Source organism: Brevibacterium sp. LE-L, assembly GCF_050214925.1.
Lineage (GTDB): Bacteria > Actinomycetota > Actinomycetes > Actinomycetales > Brevibacteriaceae > Brevibacterium.
Map to the genome: position 1 here is coordinate 311,029 of NZ_CP189759.1, position 16,787 is coordinate 327,815.

Below are 16,787 nucleotides of genomic sequence, written 5' to 3' on the forward strand. Positions count from 1 at the left end.
GCCTCAGCCCCGTTGACGGCGCAGCGCCTGCCCCCAGGACAGCTTCGGGCCCGACTGCAGGATCGAGCGTTCGAAGATCCGGGTCGCCAGCAGCAGCGCCAACAGCGTGGTGATGACGAGGATGAGCAGGGAGACCAGCGGCTCCCACCAGGCGATCGTGCCGAGGAAAACGCGCATCGGCACGGCCACTGCCGCCGAGAACGGAATGTAGGACAGCACCGCCATCACCGTTTCGTTCGACGAGAAGATGATGACGCCCATGTAGGGCAGGAAGATGAGCATCATGATCGGCATACTCGTCGACGGCAGATCCTCGGTGCGCGAGACCAGTGAGGCGGCGGCCGCATAGAGGGCGGCGACCATGACGAAGCCGATGATGAAGAGGGGGACGAACCAGGCGATCGGTTCGGCCACCGATCCGAGCACGAGGTCGTTTCCGCTGATCGCGGCCCCGGTGAGAACCGCGACGGCGGTGAGGCCGATCTGGGCGAAGGCGAGGATCGTGCACGCGATGACCTTGCCGAACATGAGCACCCGCGCCGAGGTGGACGCGAGCAGAATCTCGACGATCCGTGACTGCTTCTCCTCGACCACGGACGAGGCGATCGTGTTTCCGAACGTCATCGCGGCCATGAAGAACACGAGTCCGAGGCCGAGCCCGATGAGGTACGTGAGCGTGGGATCCGGGGCATCGGGGTCGAGGAGCTCGACCTCGGGGGTGAGGCTGAGTGCGCCGATGAGCGACTCGGGTGCCGAGCGCAGAGACAGGACCGCGACCCCGGTCGGCGAGTCCTTCGACTCGACGACGGCCGCGTCGACCTTCTCGGAGGTGACCAGGGCCTTCGCCTCATCCGCGTCATCGACTGAGACCGTTTCGATGCCCTCGATTCCGTCCACGGCCTTCGCCCCCGCCGAGGTGACCGCCACCTCGTCCGTGGAGGAGAAGAGAGAGGGCAGCGCCCCGGAGACCCCGACGAGGACACCGAGGATGACGATGCTCAAGATCGTCGAGACCATGAAGGCCTTGGACTTGAGGCGGACCATGATCTCGCGTTCGATGACGAGTCCGATGGCGGTGGTGAAACCTGCTCGGTGCGAGCGGGCGCTGGCGGCGGTGTTCGTGTCTGTCGTGCTCATGCCTGTGTGACCTCCTGGAACAGACGGTTGAGGGCGACTTCGTGCGGCCCGAACGACGTCACCGAGGACACGGTGAGCGCGTGGCGCAGAACCGCCTCGGCGGTGTCGGAACTCGGGGCGGTGAAGCGGGCCCAGCTGCCGTCGAGTTCGACGACGGAGACATCGGGCATTCCGCGCACCCAGCCGAGGTCGGAGTCGGTCTGCAGGGTCCATTCGGGCAGGCTGCGCTGGCGGCGCAGCTCTTTGGTGGTGCCGGCGGCGACAAGGTGGCCGTCGTTGATGATGACGATGTCGTCGACGAGTCGTTCGACGAGGTCGAGTTGGTGGCTGGAGAACAGCACCGGGGCGCCGGAGGCGGCGAAAGAAGTGAGCACGTCGAGGGTGCGTTCGACGGCGGCGGGATCGAGGCCGGAGAACGGTTCGTCGAGGACGAGCGCCTGCGGATTGTGGATGAGGGCGGCCGCGATCTGGACCTTCTGCTGGTTGCCCAGGCTCACTGATTCGAGGGTGTCGGTGGGTTCACCCTTGAGGTCGAGCTGGTCGAGGAGCTCGAGACCGCGCTTCTTCGCCGCTTGGCGGGTCAGGCCGTGGAAGCGGGCGAGATAGATGAGCTGATCGATGATCGGCATCTTCGGGTAGAGGCCGCGCTCTTCGGGCATGTACCCGATCGCACTGCGATGGCTCGGGGTGATCGGGGCGCCGTCGACGGTGATGTGACCGGAATCGGCGGCGAGGACTCCGAGGAGGATTCGCATGGTCGTCGTCTTGCCGGAGCCGTTCGAGCCGACGAAGCCGGTCATCCGACCGTCGCCGATGTCGAAGCTGAGATCGTGCAGCACCTGCTTGCTGCCGAAACTGCGGTTGATGTTCTCCAGGGTGATCATGCCACAACGCTATACGGAGACCAGCCGCCTGAGATCCGCCGTGAGGGTGAGTTCGAGCCCCTGCCTGCGGGGGAGATTCGACGCACTTCTCAGCGATTCGACACCGATCACATTACTGCCGTTGTCGCTTCGGTGGTCTCATCTCAGCCCTTGTCGTGCTGACCGATCGCCACGACCCCGTTCTCATAAGCCCAGATCACTGCGTGGATGCGGTCGCGGATGCCGAGCTTGGACAGCAGATTCGACACGTGGGTCTTCACGGTGGCTTCGCCGACGAAGAGGTCACCGGCGATTTCGGAATTGCTCGATCCCGTCGCGACCAGTCTGAGCACTTCGAGTTCTCGTTCGGTGAGCTGGTCGAGCTCCGGTGCCGCGGGGGTCGTCGGTTCGGGGGTGGACACCGAGCGTTCGATGACGCGCCGGGTCACCTCGGGGGAGAGGAGCCCGTCCCCGTGTGCCAGAGCCGTGACGGCATCGATGAGCTGTTCGGCCTTGGCGGTCTTGAGGAGGAAGCCGCTGGCCCCGGCGGCCAGCGCCTGGAACAGGAAGTCATCGCGGTCGAAGGTCGTGAGCATGAGGACCGCTCCGGCCGCGCCTCGGCGGACGATCTGGGCGGTCGATTCGAGGCCGTTCATCACCGGCATCTGCACGTCCATGCAGATGACGTCGGGGGAGAGCTCGAGGGCACGATCGATGGCGATCTGACCGTTCTCGGCCTCTCCGACGACGGCGATGCCGTCCTCGCTCTCGAGGATCGTGCGGAAACCGGTGCGGACCATCGACTGGTCGTCGACGAGGAGAACTCGAATCATCTGGTTGCCTTCACTGAGTTGTCGGGCCCGGGGGAGTCGGAAGCCGATGCGGTCGCCACTGGGTCGGTCGCGGCGGCCGGGTCGTCGGCCGCGGGTTCGGCGTCGCTGTGAGGATAGGGGAGGCGGGCGCGGACGAGCCAGCCGCCGCGGGACTTCGGCCCCGCTTCCAGGCTGCCGCTGAGTGCGTTCATACGCTCTCGCATACCGATGATGCCCAGGCCCAGGCCTTCCCCGGCCGACCGGTCGGCCGCAGCGCCGGAGCGGGCAGACCCTTCGCCGGTCGGGCGGGAGTCGCTGACTTCGACCTCGAGACCGGTGGTGCCGTATCGCAGCCGCACATCCACCTCGGCGCCGGCACCCGCGTAGCGGGAGCAGTTGGTCAGGGATTCCTGGATCACGCGATAGATCGACAGTTCGGTGATCGGGGTCAGTGGTCGGGGGCTGCCGATCGTCGTGAACTCGACGGTCTGCCCGGACCGCTGTGCGGATTCGATGAGTTCGGGCACATCGCCGAGGCCGGGGTTGCCCTGCGCAGGCGCTCCTTCGGTGCTCGATTCGTCCGAATCGCGCAGGGTGTAGACGAGCGCGCGGAGTTCCTCGACGGTCTCCCTTGTCGAGGATTCGATCGTCGCCAGCGATTCGGCCGCCTTGTCCGGATTCTTCGTCAGACTGCGTCGGGCCGCCGCTGCGTGGATGCCGACTCCGGCGATGTGGTGGGCAACACCGTCGTGGAGTTCGCGGGCGATACGCACCCGGTCGAGTTCGAGAGCCTGCTGGGTCAGACGCTTCTCCTGTGAGCGGACCTCGTCATTGGCAGCCCGAAGTTCGGCCAGCAGCTGCCGCTGCTTCCACGCCCGATCGCCGAATACCCAGGCACCGCCGAAGTAGGCGACGTTCGTCAGCAGATTGACGCCGAAGCTTGCCGCGACCTGCATTGCGGTCATATCGGACAGATCGTTGAACTGGAGGCCCAGCGCGAGGACTAGGTAGACGAGGATGCCGAGGCAGTAGAGTGCGCGGGAGATGAAGGCGGCTCGGCGGTTGCTCTGCCAAGCTCCCACCGAGTAGAGACCCATGAACAGGATGATCTGGGTGACGCCGGGCTCCATGGCACTGGACACCTGTGCTCCGACGAATATGATCACTTGGATCCAGGCGACCTGGCTGGGGTAGCGTCGCCGCCAGATCAGTGGCAGGGCGACCGCCGTCGAGGCCAAACACAGCACCCAGAGCGGCGCCTCGAATGGCCAATATCCACCAGCCGTGTACAGCACCGCGAAGATCATCGAAGCGACCGCTAGGGCGACGACCAGATAGACATCACCCCGCGTGGGTCTCAAAGACGTCGCGTTCTCTGCCATTCCTCCAGCTTAGTCAGTCCGCTGATGCCGCGGTATCCGTCCGAGTGGGGAACCGTCCGGGCCCGCCTCCGGCACAGGGCGGAGACGGGCCCGGCATCAGCCCAATGCCAAGCTGTACAGGTGCTCGAGAGCTCCGTCGATGGCATGCGGCACGGGACGGCCCGAATCATCCAGCTCATTCCACCGCTGCCGATTCACCAGGATCGTCATCTGACGTCGGCCGTCGGCACGTGTCATGGTGATGGCGCCGCCTCCCCACACCGAACCGTCGTGGCCCCAGAACGTTCCTCCCGCCTCATTGCGGCGATGCAGTCCCAATCCGTAGTCGATCATCGTTCCCTCGAAGGAGCGGACGGGGGCCGTGCGCTGCATCTGCGCAAGCGACTCCGCCTGGAGCAGCTCGCCGCCGATGAGGAGGCCGAAGAACCGATTGAGATCGGCAGCGGTCGATACCAGGGAGGCCGCCGGCCCGACCCACGACATGTCGAACTCACTGAAGTCACGGGGCGGATCGGCCATCGAGAACCACGACTCGTAGAGTCGCGAATGCGGTCTGGCCAGAGCCGTGTCCGTGGGGAAATAGGTGTCATTCAGACCGGCAGGCACGATGACCTCGGTGGTGATGTGGTCCTCGGCTGCACTCCCGGTGACCAGTTCGATGAGCTCGGCCAGCAGCAGGTAGTTCGTATTCGAGTACATCCCAGGGGGCTGCCCCGGTGTTCCGAGCATGGGTGCCTCAACCCCGGCTGCGATGAGTTCCCGGCGGGTGAACCGGGTGAACCTGTTCTCCTCGAGGCTGCGGGGGCTGGTTCGCGCGAGATCCGGGAACGCACGCAGGGAGTCGTAGATGGACGGCAGATATTCGGCCAGTCCGCTCGTGTGGTTCGCGAGCATTCGCACGGTGACGGCGTGGCCACGCTGACCGGGGACGAGCTCGGGAAGGTAGTGGCCGATGCTCTGGTCGAGATCGACGAGCCCGGTCTCTGCCGATCGCAGCAGCGCGAGAGTCGTGAACGTCTTCGCGATGCTCCCGACCCGATGATGCAGATCGGGGGACATGGGAACTTCGGTGGTCACCTCGGCGAAACCGGCGCTGCCGCGCCAGATCTCTCCGTCATCGGCCACCTCGGCGGCGATTCCGGGCATGCCTGCATGATGAACCTCATCGAGGGCATTCTGCAGGCGCAGCGGGTCGAGGGACATGCTCGTATGAAGACTGGTTGTCATAATGCTGCCTTTCAGGTGGTTTGGCGGCGGTGTGTTCGCCCCGTCGAGTTCGCGTCTGCCCCCGCCGAGGTCGTCCGTGCCCTGAACATCAGGACCACGGCAATGAGGCCGGCCACGGAGGGCAGGAGGCCGATCCCGCTGATGAACGGCGGCAGTCCGGTCTCACCCGAGGTGTCACGGACGAGGAGGGCGAAGCTCGCGCCCGAGGTGTGCGCTGACCGTGGCCACGATGGTGAGGGCGAGGCCGCCCCAGAGCGCGAGGAACGTCGAATGCGAATAGTGCATGGTCATGGAGTCCTTTCTCCTGTGATGCTGTTGCGGGACCATTCCGCAAGTGGTGTCGCCGGCCCGCCAAGCGAGCTGCGTGACTAAGAGTTATACGACGTAAAACTCTGTGTCTATGCTAGTTTTACGACGTAGAACAGGTCAATGGAGGAAAACCGGAGCTCATGCAGGAAGACCGGCCATGGTGAGTCGCAGGACTGCTCGCGCTCGCGGACAGCACGCGGGACTCACCGCCGAGGCGATCGTGGCGACCGCGATCCGCCTCGCCGATGAGGAGGGGCTGCCCGCACTGTCGATGCGCCGGCTCGGTGCCGAACTCGACGTCGAGGCAATGGCGCTCTACCACCATTTTCCGAACAAAGGCGCACTCCTCGACGCGATCGTCGAAGACCTTGCCACCTCGGTGCCGATCGTTGACCTCGCCGGTCATGGCTGGGAGGACGGGCTGCGCACCTATGCCCGCGCTCAGCTCGAGACCCTCAGCGCACATCCGAGGCTCGTCGAGCTGGTCATGTCGCGCCCGGCGGTGACCACCGGAAACCTCGCGCTCATGGAGTCCCTGCTGACATTCCTCCAGGCCGACGAGTTCCCGCCGGCTTCGGCCCTCGATATCGTCTACTCCCTCAACGAGCTGGTCCTCATTCACGCCGTGCTCGAGGCCGGAGACGACACGGCGCCGGGGCCGCATGGGGAGGAGAGGTGGAGGCGCCACCTGGCTGGAGTGTCCGCCGAAGACTTCCCGCTCCTCGCCGAGGCGGTCGAGGCGAACGCCGATCGCGCTGCCCATGCGCGATTCGAGTTCGCGCTCGACGCTCTCATCGCCGGATTCGCGGACCTTCGCCGGAAGAGATGACCGCCCGCCTAGAATGGTCCTGACCGCGCCGCCAGGAGCGAGGCGGTCGTGAGTCGATGGTCCGATTCCGGCGGCCGAGGAGGATGAGTGGATCGACGTGAGGCCATTGCCCGCACCGGGATGGAGCTGGTGGCCGAAGGTGGCAGTCATGCTCTCACCCACCGTCGAATCGATCAGCGCCTCGACCTGCCGCCGGGAACGACGTCGAACTACGCGCGCAACCGACGCGCTCTGGTCATCATGGTCATCGACCAGATCGCGGCCATGGCCGATCTGCGCGGGGGCGACCGTGACCGCCCTCTGCCGAACACCGTCGCCGAGGCGCTCGAACAGCTGGTCCCCACGCTGGAGGCGACCATCGCCCGCGGGACCGATATCCGGGCACGGATGTCACTGTCTCTCGACTACTGGCAGGACCCCGAACTGCACACCCTGCTCACCACCGAATCTCCCATCCGGCTCAAGCTGGTTGCCGAGGCCGAGCGCATGCTCGCCGGTCTCGGGGTCCCCGAGCCCGAGAAGCGAGCGAACGACTTCATCGGTGTGATGAACGGCCTGCTGTTCGACCGGTTGGCAGGCAACGGCGTGCGCGGAGCTCGGGTCGATCCCGCCTCGGTGCTGGGCGCCTGGCTCATCGGCATCGGCGCCAGGCGATGACCGCGGTGGTGTCGATCGCAGCAGTGTGCTGACGATCCCGGCCTCGAGCCGACGCAGCTGCGTATGCGGGGTCAGCCGAGATGGACCTTCTGCGCGACGATGACGGCGAGATCGCGGTGCTGCCAGTGCACCCGCGGGTGCAGGCCTGTGGCCTCGAGCCAAGCCAGTTGGTCCTTCAGCGAACTCGGGGTGTCCTCGATCCCATCGATGGGCGTGATGACATCGGCCGGGTCGACAGGAACGACGAGATCGGCGAGGACGAAGCGCCCGCCCTCATCGAGGACGGCCGCGACCCGTGCGAACAGATCCGCCTTGCCTGATCCGTCGAGGTGATGGACGGCCAGGGTCGACATCACGAGGTCGAAAGGCCCGCTCGGCAGCGGGTCCTCCAGTCGGCTCTGCTGCAGAGCAGTCCTGGTCGGATCGAGAGCTTCTTCGGCCGCAGCGAGCATCTCGGCGCTGTCGTCGATGCCGAAGAGGTGCGCCTCCGGCAGTGCCCGGGCCACCTCGGCGGCGGTGAGGCCGCTCCCGATGCCCAGATCGAGGATGGTGCGAGGGGCGTCGGCTGCGACGGCTGCGCTCAGTTCGGCCTGCAGACGGGGATAGTCGGGGATCTCCTCGGCCATGAGCGCGCGGTAGGACTCCGGGTCCCAGGCGAATTCGGTCATGACTCTGCTCCTTCGCCGATGCGATGGGTGCTCGGCTGCTGTGTCGGAAGTGCCTGCGGCTGCGGAGGGTTCGGGTGCGGCTGCGGAGCGATGCCGATGTGGGCAAGGAAGCGGTCGAATCCATGGACGACGGCGGCGAAGCGCCAGGAGAAGAGGGAGTCGAGGCCGTGCTGTCCGCCCGGAAACTCCGCATACCACGTGGGCTGGCTCGACGCGGTTGCCACCTGCTTCGACAGTTCCCTCGCATCATCGATCGGGGCCCAGGAGTCATTGTCGCCGTGGACGAAGAACATCGGCGGTGCCGCCGAGGCATCCATCGCCAGCGGGGTCGACACGGGGTGCTCGTCCTCGCTGCGGCCGTAGTACCGACCGTAGTAGCCGTAGAGGCACAGCGCGGCGGCGATCCGCGGGGTCGTCAGCTCGTCGTGGGTCAGTTCGGCCTCCTCGCTGAGCGGCGGGCCCACGTCCGCGCCCTGGCCGAGTGCAATGAGCGAAGTCAGATGTGCTCCGGCCGAGCTGCCGGCCATGACGATCGTCGAGGCGTCTCCGCCGTGGAGCACCCCGTTGTCGCGTGTCCAGCGCAGCACGGCTCGTGCATCGTCGAGGTGATCGGTGAAGTCCGCTTTCGGGCGCAGCCGGTACGTCGCGCTGATGCAGACCCACCCGCGGGCCGCCAGATGGTGAAGCAGTGCGCGGGCCTCACGGCGGTTTCCGCCGGAGGAGTATCCCCCGCCGTGGAAGTACACGAGCACCGGGCCGCTGAGGGTCTGGTTCCGGAACCGATAGACATCAAGGCGCTGTCGTCGATGCTCGCCGTAGGACAGACCGCCGATCCGCATGACCGAACGGGGGCGCAGCGGGACGGGGAACAGCAGCGGACGCAGCCAGGTCCACCTCGGTGGGGGCGCCGAGCTCGTGCTCCCGCGCCGAGGTTCGGTGTGTGCGCGGATCAGCGCCGTGACCACCGATCGAGCCAGAAGGCAGCGCCGCAGCACCACGAGGAGGCCGAGGAGGATGATTGCCGACAGCGCAAGGAGCACCGTTCCCACGGGGCCGTCCAGGTCTCCCTCGCTGAGAGCAAGCGCGGTGGAGAGGATCAGCCAGAGTGCCCCGAAGTGGGGCACTTCGCTGATGACGACCGCCAGGAAGTAGCTGATGCGACCTGCGCGGCCATAGCCAGGCGGCGGGATGAGGGCCGCAGCCGTGCACACGCCGAGGAGTCCGATTGTGAAGAGGTAGCCGATCGGCATGTGGGTCTCCTTCACCGTTGATGGACATGCCGGTCACATCACGGTACCACGACCATCGTAGTGGTTGAATCCCTTCCTACAGATCGAGTGCGACGATCGGGTCCGTGGTCGGCTGCTCGGACCCGCCCGCGGGCTCCACGGTGATGCCGAACAGGCTGCCGTCCGAGAATTCCCTGCCGGCGATGGTCACCGGTTCATCGGTCATGAGACCGGCGCTCTCGGGTCCGTCGTCACCGATCACCCACATCTGCATCGATTTTCCTGCCGGTGGGTCTCCGACATCGCGCGGGCTGAATCGGATGAGCTGCTCGCTCTCCGAGGACAGCACGGTGACCGAACCGCCCTCGGGCAGATCGGCCGTGCTCGTGCGAAGATCATCTGCCTCCATGAGTCGCGCGGACTCGTCGAGCTGCTGCTGGGTTGCGGCCAGCTGCTCCTCGAGCTGGTTCTGATGCTGAGTCTGCTGCCAGATCGTCACTCCGAATCCGCCCACGACGATGACGGCGGCCGCGGCCGCAGCATAGGGCAGCCAGGGCCGCTGCCGACTGCGGCGGGCACGCTGATCACGAATGTCGCTGACTCTGCTGTTGCCGCGACGATCACCGCGTTCACCAGGGTCGATTCGCTCGCCGCCCTCACTATCGTCCTCGTGGTCCTGCGACTGACGATGCTCCGACGGTGAGGTGGATGGAGCTGCCGCCGCAGATTCCGAGCCGACGGGACCGGCTGGATCCTGAGACCCCGGGTCGACCGGTGGTGCGGTCTGGGCGAGCCAGTGGTCACCGGGAGGTTCCTGCGCATGTGTCGACGGAATGTTGAGGATGGCCTCTCGTGTCTTGTCGCTGACCTCCTGCGGTTCCACGTCCTCCGCCATCAGCGCCATCGTCTCGGCGTAGGCGTCGACTTCGGAGCGGAAATCTGCGTCGGAGTCCGCGAGGCGCTGCGCTTCGGCGAGTTCGGAGTCACTGAGCCCTCCGAGGGCCAGACCGGCAGCCAGATAGTCACGATCGGCGTTCATCGGCTTGCCTCCAACTCTTCTCGCAGCTTCTTCATTCCGTCCCTGATCCGTGACTTGATGGTACCCAGCGGCACCTTGAGGTTCTCCGAGATCTGGGTGTGGGTCATGCCCTGGTAGAAGGCCATGACGATCGGTTCGGCCTGCTCCTCCGGCAGGACCTGCAGAGCCGAGACCGTCCGATCGGACTCTGCGCGGGCAATGACCGTCTGCTCCACCTGTTCACCAGCTTCGGCGGTCGTCCGCAGACCGTCCGCGAGATCCCGGTTCTGTTGGGCTTGGACGCTGCGTACGCAGTCGATGGCTCGTCTGCGGCACAGGGTGATCAGCCAGGCTCTTCCGGTGCCGCGGTTCGGGTCGAAACCCGAACATCGGGTCCAGACCTCGGTGAAGCATTCCTGCAGGACCTCCTCGGCGAGCGATCTGCTCTTGACGATCCGCAGGATCACGGCCATGAGGATGCGGGATTGGGTGGTGAACAGCTCGTCGAAAGCGGACCGGTCGCCCTCGGCGATGCGGATCAGCAGCGCACCGCCGGGATCAGCGGAAACCGCTGTCTGGTCATCAGAGCTCATTGCCCAATCATGCCATCTGCGCAGAATCTGATCACCCCGGTCCGTGATGAGAGAGTCGTGCATGTCATGTGTGAACGGTGAGCCGAGCAGGGCGGGAGCAGCGACGCATCGCTCACGTGAGATCGAACGAGTCGCAGGGAATGCAGAAGCGGCCGGGCGCCGATCGTCTCGCTGCTGATCGGTTCCCGGCCACTTCATCGTGGTGCACTCTCGTGGCGAACTCCGGTCACTTCTCCGGCATCATCACGCCGTCGACCATGTAGACGGTGGCGTTGGCGGTCTTCACGCCGCCGCAGACCAGTCCCGCATCGTCGAACTTCATGTCTTCGCCGTCACCGGAGATCTTCACCTTCGAGCCTTCGACGGTCTCGTGTTCGCCGGCGATCTCATCGGGTGAGAGCTGACCGGGGATGACATGGTAGGTGAGTACCTTCGTCAGCATGTCCGAGTCCTTGGCCAAGGCGTCGAGGTCGTCCTTCGGCACGTCGGCGAAGGCATCGTCGACCGGGGCGATGACGGTGAATTCATCGCCGTTGAGGGTGTCGACGAGGTCGACATCGGGGTTGAGCTCGCCCGAGACCGCTTTGGTCAGGGTTGTGAGCATCGGGTTGTTCGAGGCCGCTGTGGCCACGGGATCCTGTGCCATTCCCTCCACGGATCCACCGCCGTCGGGGTTCTCGTCGGCATAGGCTGCACAGCCTGAACCGACGAGGTCGCTGTCGTCCATCGAGGAGTCGCCGGATTCTTCGGGCATCTCGGATTCGCCCGAGTCAGCCGACTGGGATTCCGAGCTGTCGGAATCCGAGCCGGATTCCTCGCCTCCCGAATCCGAACCCATGCCCGAGCAGCCGCTCAGTGCGAGGAGGCCGATCGCGCCGGCCGAGAGGATGGTGGCGGTACGTGTGCGAAGCAGTGTTTTCATCGTTCTTCTCCTAATCAACAGTGATGTGTATCAGCGCACAGCCGTGGAGTTGACTCCATTGCTCGCTGTGTACTGGGTATTCGCAGCGGAGGCGAATGCGGATGGGTGGATGGCAAAGAAATCTGAAAGATTCTTCGCCGAGGCGGGAACACCCAGCCCGAGGGCGGGAGCCTCGGCGCAATCGGCGCTCACTCGACGCGGAACTGGATGTGGTGGTGGCCGGTGGCCGAGTTCGGGATCGCATCTCGGCGCTTCGCAGTCTGGACTGTGCCGTCCTTGTCCGTGGCTCGCACGGTCAGCGTGTGCGAGCCCGGCTCCACCTCGGCGAAATCGGTCCGCCACTGACGCCAGGTGTCGATCGTGACCTCCTCGGCCAGATCGGCCTCCGTCCACTCGCCGTCGTCGAGTCTGACCTCGACGCGGTCGATGCCCGAACGCTGCGCCCACGCGGTGCCGCCGACCTGAAGACTGCCGGCAGAGACCTTCCCCAGCGGTTTGGGCACTTCGATGCGGGAGGCGACGAGGATGGGCGCCTTCGCATCCCACCCACGGTCGGTCCAATAGGAGGTCTTCTCATCGAAACGGGTGACCTCGAGCTCGGTGACCCATTTGGTTGCGGACACGAAACCGTAGAGCCCCGGCACGACGAGGCGTGCGGGAAATCCGTGTTCGGGCGGCAGCGCCTGACCATTCATGCCGACGGCCAGAAGGGAATCGCGGTCATCGGTGAGAGCCGTGATCGGCGTCGAGGCGGTGAAACCGTCGAAGGAGTGGGAGAGGACCATATCGGCGTCTGCGCTCGGCCGGGCACGTTTGAGGAGCTCACGTACCGGGTAGCCGAGCCAGGTCGCGTTGCCGACAAGATCGCCGCCGACCGGATTGGACACACAGGTGAGCGTGATGTGGTGTTCTTCGAGAGGCAGATCGAGCAGCTCGTCCATCGTCAGGGTCACCTCCTCGGCGACCATGCCGTGGATGCGCAGCGACCACTGTTCGGGATCGACGACCGGAGGAGCGAGGACCGTGTCGATGCGGTAGAAGTCCTGCGGGTCGGTGAGAAAAGGGGCCGTGCCTGTCACATCGGTGCTCGCCTTGGCGGGGATCGGTTCCGCCTTCTTCGCCGGGCGGGGCAGGACCAGTTGAGCTACCGCAGCTCCCGCATCCTGTGCAAGAGAGGCAACGGTCTGGCCGGCGGCGATGGTGACGGCACCGATCGCACCGAAGGCTCCTGCCAGGGTGAAGAAGCGACGGCGACTCAAGGGCTCCGGCGTTCGTGACCCGTGCTCTGCGCCTCGCCGATCGGAGCCGGGTTCTCCTGAGCCGCCGAGACGCAGGAGCACCACGAAGACCGCGATGCCGAGCGTAAGACCGATGAGCGTGGGAACGATGTCCGAAGCATTCGCCTCGGGACGCAGCACGATGACCACGGCGGGCACGAGCCCGGCGATGAGCAGAAACAGTGTGGCCAGACGTCGGTGGGACAGGGCGAGGATTCCGATGAGTCCGCCGAGGACCAACGCCCCGAGTCCCGTGGAGAGAACGAGGACAACCTTGTCGTTGTCTCCGAACAATGCGATGACGGGTTTGATCGCCGCCGGCGGGGCGAGGGGGATGATCGCCTGGCCGAGGGTGAGCAGCGGTGCGGCACTGGGACTGAATGCGCGCGCGATGAGGTCGGCGAGGCCGAACATCACGAGGGTGGCCGCGATTCCGACCAGAGCGCCTCGGAGACGGCGGCGAGCGCGAGGATATGGGTTCATGGGAATGATTCGGAGACCGCGGGCCTTCGGATGGGATCATCCGGCCGCGTCACATTCCATTCACCGAAACCCCAGTGACCATGGCACGTGTCTGTCGTAGCATGGAGCAATGACTGAGAACCCCGGATACGCCCAGCCGCAGGCTCCGAGCGCCGATGCGGATGAGCCGAAGAGCCCGACCGCGCCCATCTACACCGCTAAGGTCGAGAACCTCGGCGGCACCTCCGGAGAGGTGCGCGTCGAAGACGGCCAGACCCTGACCACGGCTCCGACTTCGCACGTCGAACAGGGCAACAACCCCGAACAGTTCCTTGCGATGGCGTGGTCGACGTGCCTCGGTGAGACCCTCAAAGTCGTGCTCGCCGTCAACGAACTCGACGTCCTCTCCCGGGTGCGCGTCGAGGTCGAACTGCACAAAGAGCCTTCGGGCAACGGCTTCTACTTCGCCCCGCGTGCCTACATCTCCATCGACGGGGTCTCGGACGAGGACGCCGAGAAATACGCGGCCCGCGCTCACGCACGCTGCCCGATCTCCAAACTCCTCATGGGCAAGGGAACTCCGGTCGTCGAGATCGAACAGTACAAGAACCCGGACAACTTCCAGCTCAGCTGACCGAGCAGGCCGGGAGCCGATGTGGAACTGAATCTGCAGGAAGTCCTCTTCCTCGCCCTCGACCTCACCGGCACCTTCGCCTTCGCCGTCTCCGGTGTTCTGCTGGCGGCCCGCCGCAATTTCGACATCACCGGCGGACTCGTGCTCGGCACGCTCACCGGCATCGGCGGCGGCATGATCCGCGACGTGCTCCTCGACCGGGTGCCCAACGCCATCGCCCAACCCATCTATCTCGCCCCGCCGGTGATCGCGACCCTGCTCATCTACATGATCGGCTCGCACATCTCCCGGGCACGGATCTGGATCGTCGCCTTCGACGCGATGGGACTCGGGCTCTTCAGCGTCACCGGAACGACGATCGCGCTCGCCGCCGGAACGAACTACCCGGCCGCGCTGCTCATGGGCGCGCTGACGGCCTGTGGCGGCGGGCTCATGCGCGATGCCGTGGCCAGCGAGGACCCTGCGATCTTCCGCGGCACCGACCTCTACCTCATCCCCGCCCTGCTCGGATCGGGGCTGACGATCCTCGCCGAGGTGACCGGACTGTTGGGCGCCATCTCCTCGCTCATCATCGCGGCCGCCGCTTTCGCCTTCCGCATGCTCGCGTGGAAGCTGCAATGGCGGGTCCCGCAGCCGATGCGGCAATGGTCGTACCGCGAGACCCGCCATCGGGTGAAGAAGAAGCTGCCGTCGGTGTTCCGGAAGCCGGACTGAGGCGGGCCCTCCTGTCTGCAAGGATGATCGCATGAGCGAGCCGAAGAGCAACTGGACGACCGACCCTGCCCCTCTGCTGCGCGTTGGGGAGGGATTCCGCCTCGGCGAGGTCGATCCCGACTCCACTCCCGGCTACGCCGGGGACAAGAAGAGCGGGAAAAAGGATCTCGGGGCGCTGTCGACCGAGCTGAACGACCTGCAGGAGAGGCTCTTCGCCGCCCACCACGACGACGACACCGGGCCAGCCGTCCTCCTCGTCCTGCAAGCCATGGACACCGCCGGCAAGGGCGGAATCGTGCGCCACGTCGTCGGCGCCGTCGACCCACAGGGCGTCGAAACCGCGAGCTTCAAGAAACCGACGGATGAAGAACTCGCCCATGATTTCCTCTGGCGCATCCGCCCACGGGTACCCGGGCCCGGCATGATCGGTGTCTTTGACCGCTCCCACTACGAGGACGTGCTCATCGGCCGCGTCCGTGAACTCGCTGACGCCCCCGAGATCGACCGCCGCTACTCAGCCATCAACGACTTCGAAGCCGAACTCGCCGAGGCAGGAGTGCACATCGTCAAGGTGATGCTTCACCTCTCCCGGACGAGCAGAAGGAGCGGCTGACCGAACGCCTCGACCGGCCCGACAAGTACTGGAAGTACAACCCCGGCGACGTCGACGAACGACTCCTGTGGCCGGATTACATGGACGCGTATCAGACCGTGTTCGATCGCACCTCCACCGAGGCGGCACCCTGGTTCGTCGTCCCTGCTGACCGGAAATGGTACGCGCGACTGGCCGTGCAGCGACTGCTGCTCGACGCCCTCCACGACATCGATCCACAGTGGCCTGCCGCCGATTTCGACGTCGAGGTCGAGAAGAAGCGGCTCGCCGAGAGCTGAGGTCCACGTCTGCACGGAACGTCGGGCCGCCTCGGCGAGGTAGGGGCCCGAGCGCATCGCGACGTCAGTCGCGGCGGATGCTGAAGTCGACCTTTGTGGGGTGTTCGACGGTGCGCGAGACCGTGCAGTACTTGTCGTGGGAGAGGCCGACGAGGCGTTCGATGCGGGCATCGGCCTTCCGCCCGTCCTCATCGTCGGGGAACGCGAGGTCGAAGTCGAGGTGAACGTTGTCCAGGCGGGAGGCGCCGTCCTCGTCGACCTTCTCGGCCTGTGCGTTGACCTCGAAGCGGGTCGGTTCGGTGTGGCGGCTGGTCACGGTGTCGACGTCGATCGACGAGCAGCCGGCAACGGCGGCCAGGAGCAGCTCGACCGGGGACATGAGGCCCTCGCCGCGACCGAATTCGATGCTCGCCCCGCTCGGAGCGGTGGCGCGGTAGTGGTTCTCGGCGATGCGGGTCAGTTCGATGCTGCGGGTGTCTTCACTCATGGACCCATGATGTCAGACTCCGGGTCTCAGGGGCGGGTGAAGTCGACCTCCCCCGATTCCTGTACCTGTGCCGTGCGGCCAGGACCCGATTCGAACTGCCAGTACAGGTTCGTGTGAGAGACGACCTGCTCCGGCGGGGGAGCTCCCCACTCGGTGAGGTCCTCGGTGGTGTGGGCGTCGGTGACGAGGGTGACGTCGTAGCCGCAGGCGAAGCCGCCGTGGATCGTCGAGCGCACGCAGGCATCCGATTGGGCGCCGGTGACGACGAGGTGGCCGACATCCTTGCCGGCAAGCACCTCCGCGAAGTCCGTTTCCTCGAAGGTGTTGCCATGGGTCTTCTCGATGATCGCCTCGCCTTCGGCGGGGGCGAGCGCATCGACGATCTGCCACTGCGGCGAACCCGACGGCAGCTCATCTGAGCTGTGCCGGACCCACACCACCTCGGTGCCGGTGTTCCGGGGAAGATCGACGAGAGAGGCGATCGTCGAAATGACCCCGTCTGAGTTCCACGAGGCTTCCATCACCGCGTTCTGGACGTCGATGACGATGAGGGCGGAGTTGCTGCGAGCGGATGCGGGCAGTGCGTCGGTGCCTGTGGGCATGATGATCCTCCTTGATCGCCATTCATTATTCTCTGCCGAGTCCCGGCAGACAAGAGCGTATGTCGGTATTTCGG

Annotated in this window: 17 protein-coding genes and 1 pseudogene; 5 read left to right on the forward strand and 13 right to left on the reverse strand. The window is 65.7% G+C overall.

Translation table 11 applies throughout. The features are described from left to right. Positions 1-3 precede the first annotated feature (3 nt). The 5 genes from ACQE2J_RS01365 to ACQE2J_RS01385 form a co-directional block, all read right to left on the reverse strand. Entirely contained in the window at positions 4-1,137 is a 1,134-nt protein-coding gene (locus ACQE2J_RS01365; RefSeq protein ID WP_426936931.1) for an ABC transporter permease, read from the reverse strand. Next, positions 1,134-2,021, reverse strand: a complete 888-nt coding sequence (locus ACQE2J_RS01370) for an ABC transporter ATP-binding protein (protein ID WP_426936932.1) — start codon at positions 2,019-2,021, stop codon at positions 1,134-1,136. Before ACQE2J_RS01370 ends, ACQE2J_RS01365 begins: the two co-directional genes overlap by 4 nt. 143 nt (positions 2,022-2,164) lie before the next feature. Continuing rightward, positions 2,165-2,833 carry a response regulator gene (locus ACQE2J_RS01375; RefSeq protein WP_135537798.1) on the reverse strand — a complete coding sequence of 223 codons (669 nt, stop codon included), beginning with the start codon at positions 2,831-2,833 and terminating at the stop codon, positions 2,165-2,167. Continuing rightward, complete coding sequence (locus tag ACQE2J_RS01380; RefSeq protein WP_135537799.1) at positions 2,830-4,194, reverse strand: sensor histidine kinase; 1,365 nt, start codon at positions 4,192-4,194, stop codon at positions 2,830-2,832. The genes ACQE2J_RS01375 and ACQE2J_RS01380 overlap by 4 nt, the downstream gene beginning before the upstream one ends. Before the next feature lie 96 nt (positions 4,195-4,290). Continuing rightward, positions 4,291-5,421, reverse strand: a complete 1,131-nt coding sequence (locus tag ACQE2J_RS01385) for a serine hydrolase domain-containing protein (RefSeq protein WP_135537800.1) — start codon at positions 5,419-5,421, stop codon at positions 4,291-4,293. A 466-nt stretch (positions 5,422-5,887) separates the two neighbouring features. On the opposite strand from ACQE2J_RS01385, the gene ACQE2J_RS01390 reads away from it, so the two are divergent. Together ACQE2J_RS01390 and ACQE2J_RS01395 are read left to right on the forward strand one after the other, a co-directional pair. After that, complete coding sequence (locus ACQE2J_RS01390) at positions 5,888-6,559, forward strand: TetR/AcrR family transcriptional regulator C-terminal domain-containing protein (RefSeq protein ID WP_167854343.1); 672 nt, start codon at positions 5,888-5,890, stop codon at positions 6,557-6,559. An 87-nt stretch (positions 6,560-6,646) separates the two neighbouring features. Then, entirely contained in the window at positions 6,647-7,216 is a 570-nt protein-coding gene (locus tag ACQE2J_RS01395; RefSeq protein ID WP_135537802.1) for a TetR/AcrR family transcriptional regulator, read from the forward strand. A gap of 71 nt (positions 7,217-7,287) precedes the next feature. Here the strand turns inward: ACQE2J_RS01395 and ACQE2J_RS01400 are convergent, their stop codons facing one another. From ACQE2J_RS01400 to ACQE2J_RS01425, 6 genes are all read right to left on the reverse strand, one after another. Beyond that, on the reverse strand, positions 7,288-7,884 hold the full coding sequence (locus tag ACQE2J_RS01400) for a class I SAM-dependent methyltransferase (RefSeq protein WP_135537803.1): 597 nt from the start codon (positions 7,882-7,884) through the stop codon (positions 7,288-7,290). Next, complete coding sequence (locus ACQE2J_RS01405) at positions 7,881-9,134, reverse strand: alpha/beta hydrolase (RefSeq protein WP_135537804.1); 1,254 nt, start codon at positions 9,132-9,134, stop codon at positions 7,881-7,883. The genes ACQE2J_RS01400 and ACQE2J_RS01405 overlap by 4 nt, the downstream gene beginning before the upstream one ends. Positions 9,135-9,210: 76 nt before the next feature. Next, on the reverse strand, positions 9,211-10,152 hold the full coding sequence (locus tag ACQE2J_RS01410) for an anti-sigma factor (protein WP_135537805.1): 942 nt from the start codon (positions 10,150-10,152) through the stop codon (positions 9,211-9,213). Beyond that, the gene (locus ACQE2J_RS01415) at positions 10,149-10,724 is read right to left on the reverse strand and encodes a sigma-70 family RNA polymerase sigma factor (RefSeq protein WP_135537806.1); all 576 of its coding nucleotides are present in this window, start codon (positions 10,722-10,724) and stop codon (positions 10,149-10,151) included. Before ACQE2J_RS01415 ends, ACQE2J_RS01410 begins: the two co-directional genes overlap by 4 nt. Positions 10,725-10,950: 226 nt before the next feature. After that, entirely contained in the window at positions 10,951-11,646 is a 696-nt protein-coding gene (locus ACQE2J_RS01420) for a fasciclin domain-containing protein (protein WP_425120081.1), read from the reverse strand. 188 nt (positions 11,647-11,834) lie between these two features. Continuing rightward, positions 11,835-13,406: a molybdopterin-dependent oxidoreductase gene (locus ACQE2J_RS01425; protein ID WP_426936933.1), complete on the reverse strand. Its 1,572-nt coding sequence runs from the start codon at positions 13,404-13,406 to the stop codon at positions 11,835-11,837. A 109-nt stretch (positions 13,407-13,515) separates the two neighbouring features. Here ACQE2J_RS01425 and ACQE2J_RS01430 point away from each other — a divergent pair, with 109 nt between their 5' ends. The 3 genes and pseudogenes from ACQE2J_RS01430 to ACQE2J_RS01440 all read left to right on the forward strand — a co-directional run bounded on the left by ACQE2J_RS01430 (position 13,516) and on the right by ACQE2J_RS01440 (position 15,624). Next, complete coding sequence (locus tag ACQE2J_RS01430) at positions 13,516-14,019, forward strand: OsmC family protein (RefSeq protein ID WP_135537808.1); 504 nt, start codon at positions 13,516-13,518, stop codon at positions 14,017-14,019. Positions 14,020-14,040: 21 nt separating this feature from the next. After that, the gene (locus ACQE2J_RS01435) at positions 14,041-14,733 is read left to right on the forward strand and encodes a trimeric intracellular cation channel family protein (protein WP_240689586.1); all 693 of its coding nucleotides are present in this window, start codon (positions 14,041-14,043) and stop codon (positions 14,731-14,733) included. 31 nt (positions 14,734-14,764) lie between these two features. Further along, positions 14,765-15,624: pseudogene (locus tag ACQE2J_RS01440) on the forward strand (PPK2 family polyphosphate kinase). A 64-nt stretch (positions 15,625-15,688) separates the two neighbouring features. Here the strand turns inward: ACQE2J_RS01440 and ACQE2J_RS01445 are convergent. Together ACQE2J_RS01445 and ACQE2J_RS01450 are read right to left on the reverse strand one after the other, a co-directional pair. Beyond that, positions 15,689-16,111, reverse strand: coding sequence for an OsmC family protein (locus ACQE2J_RS01445; protein WP_135537809.1), 423 nt, complete (start codon positions 16,109-16,111; stop codon positions 15,689-15,691). A gap of 26 nt (positions 16,112-16,137) precedes the next feature. After that, positions 16,138-16,713, reverse strand: a complete 576-nt coding sequence (locus tag ACQE2J_RS01450) for an isochorismatase family protein (protein ID WP_425120079.1) — start codon at positions 16,711-16,713, stop codon at positions 16,138-16,140. Positions 16,714-16,787 lie beyond the last annotated feature (74 nt).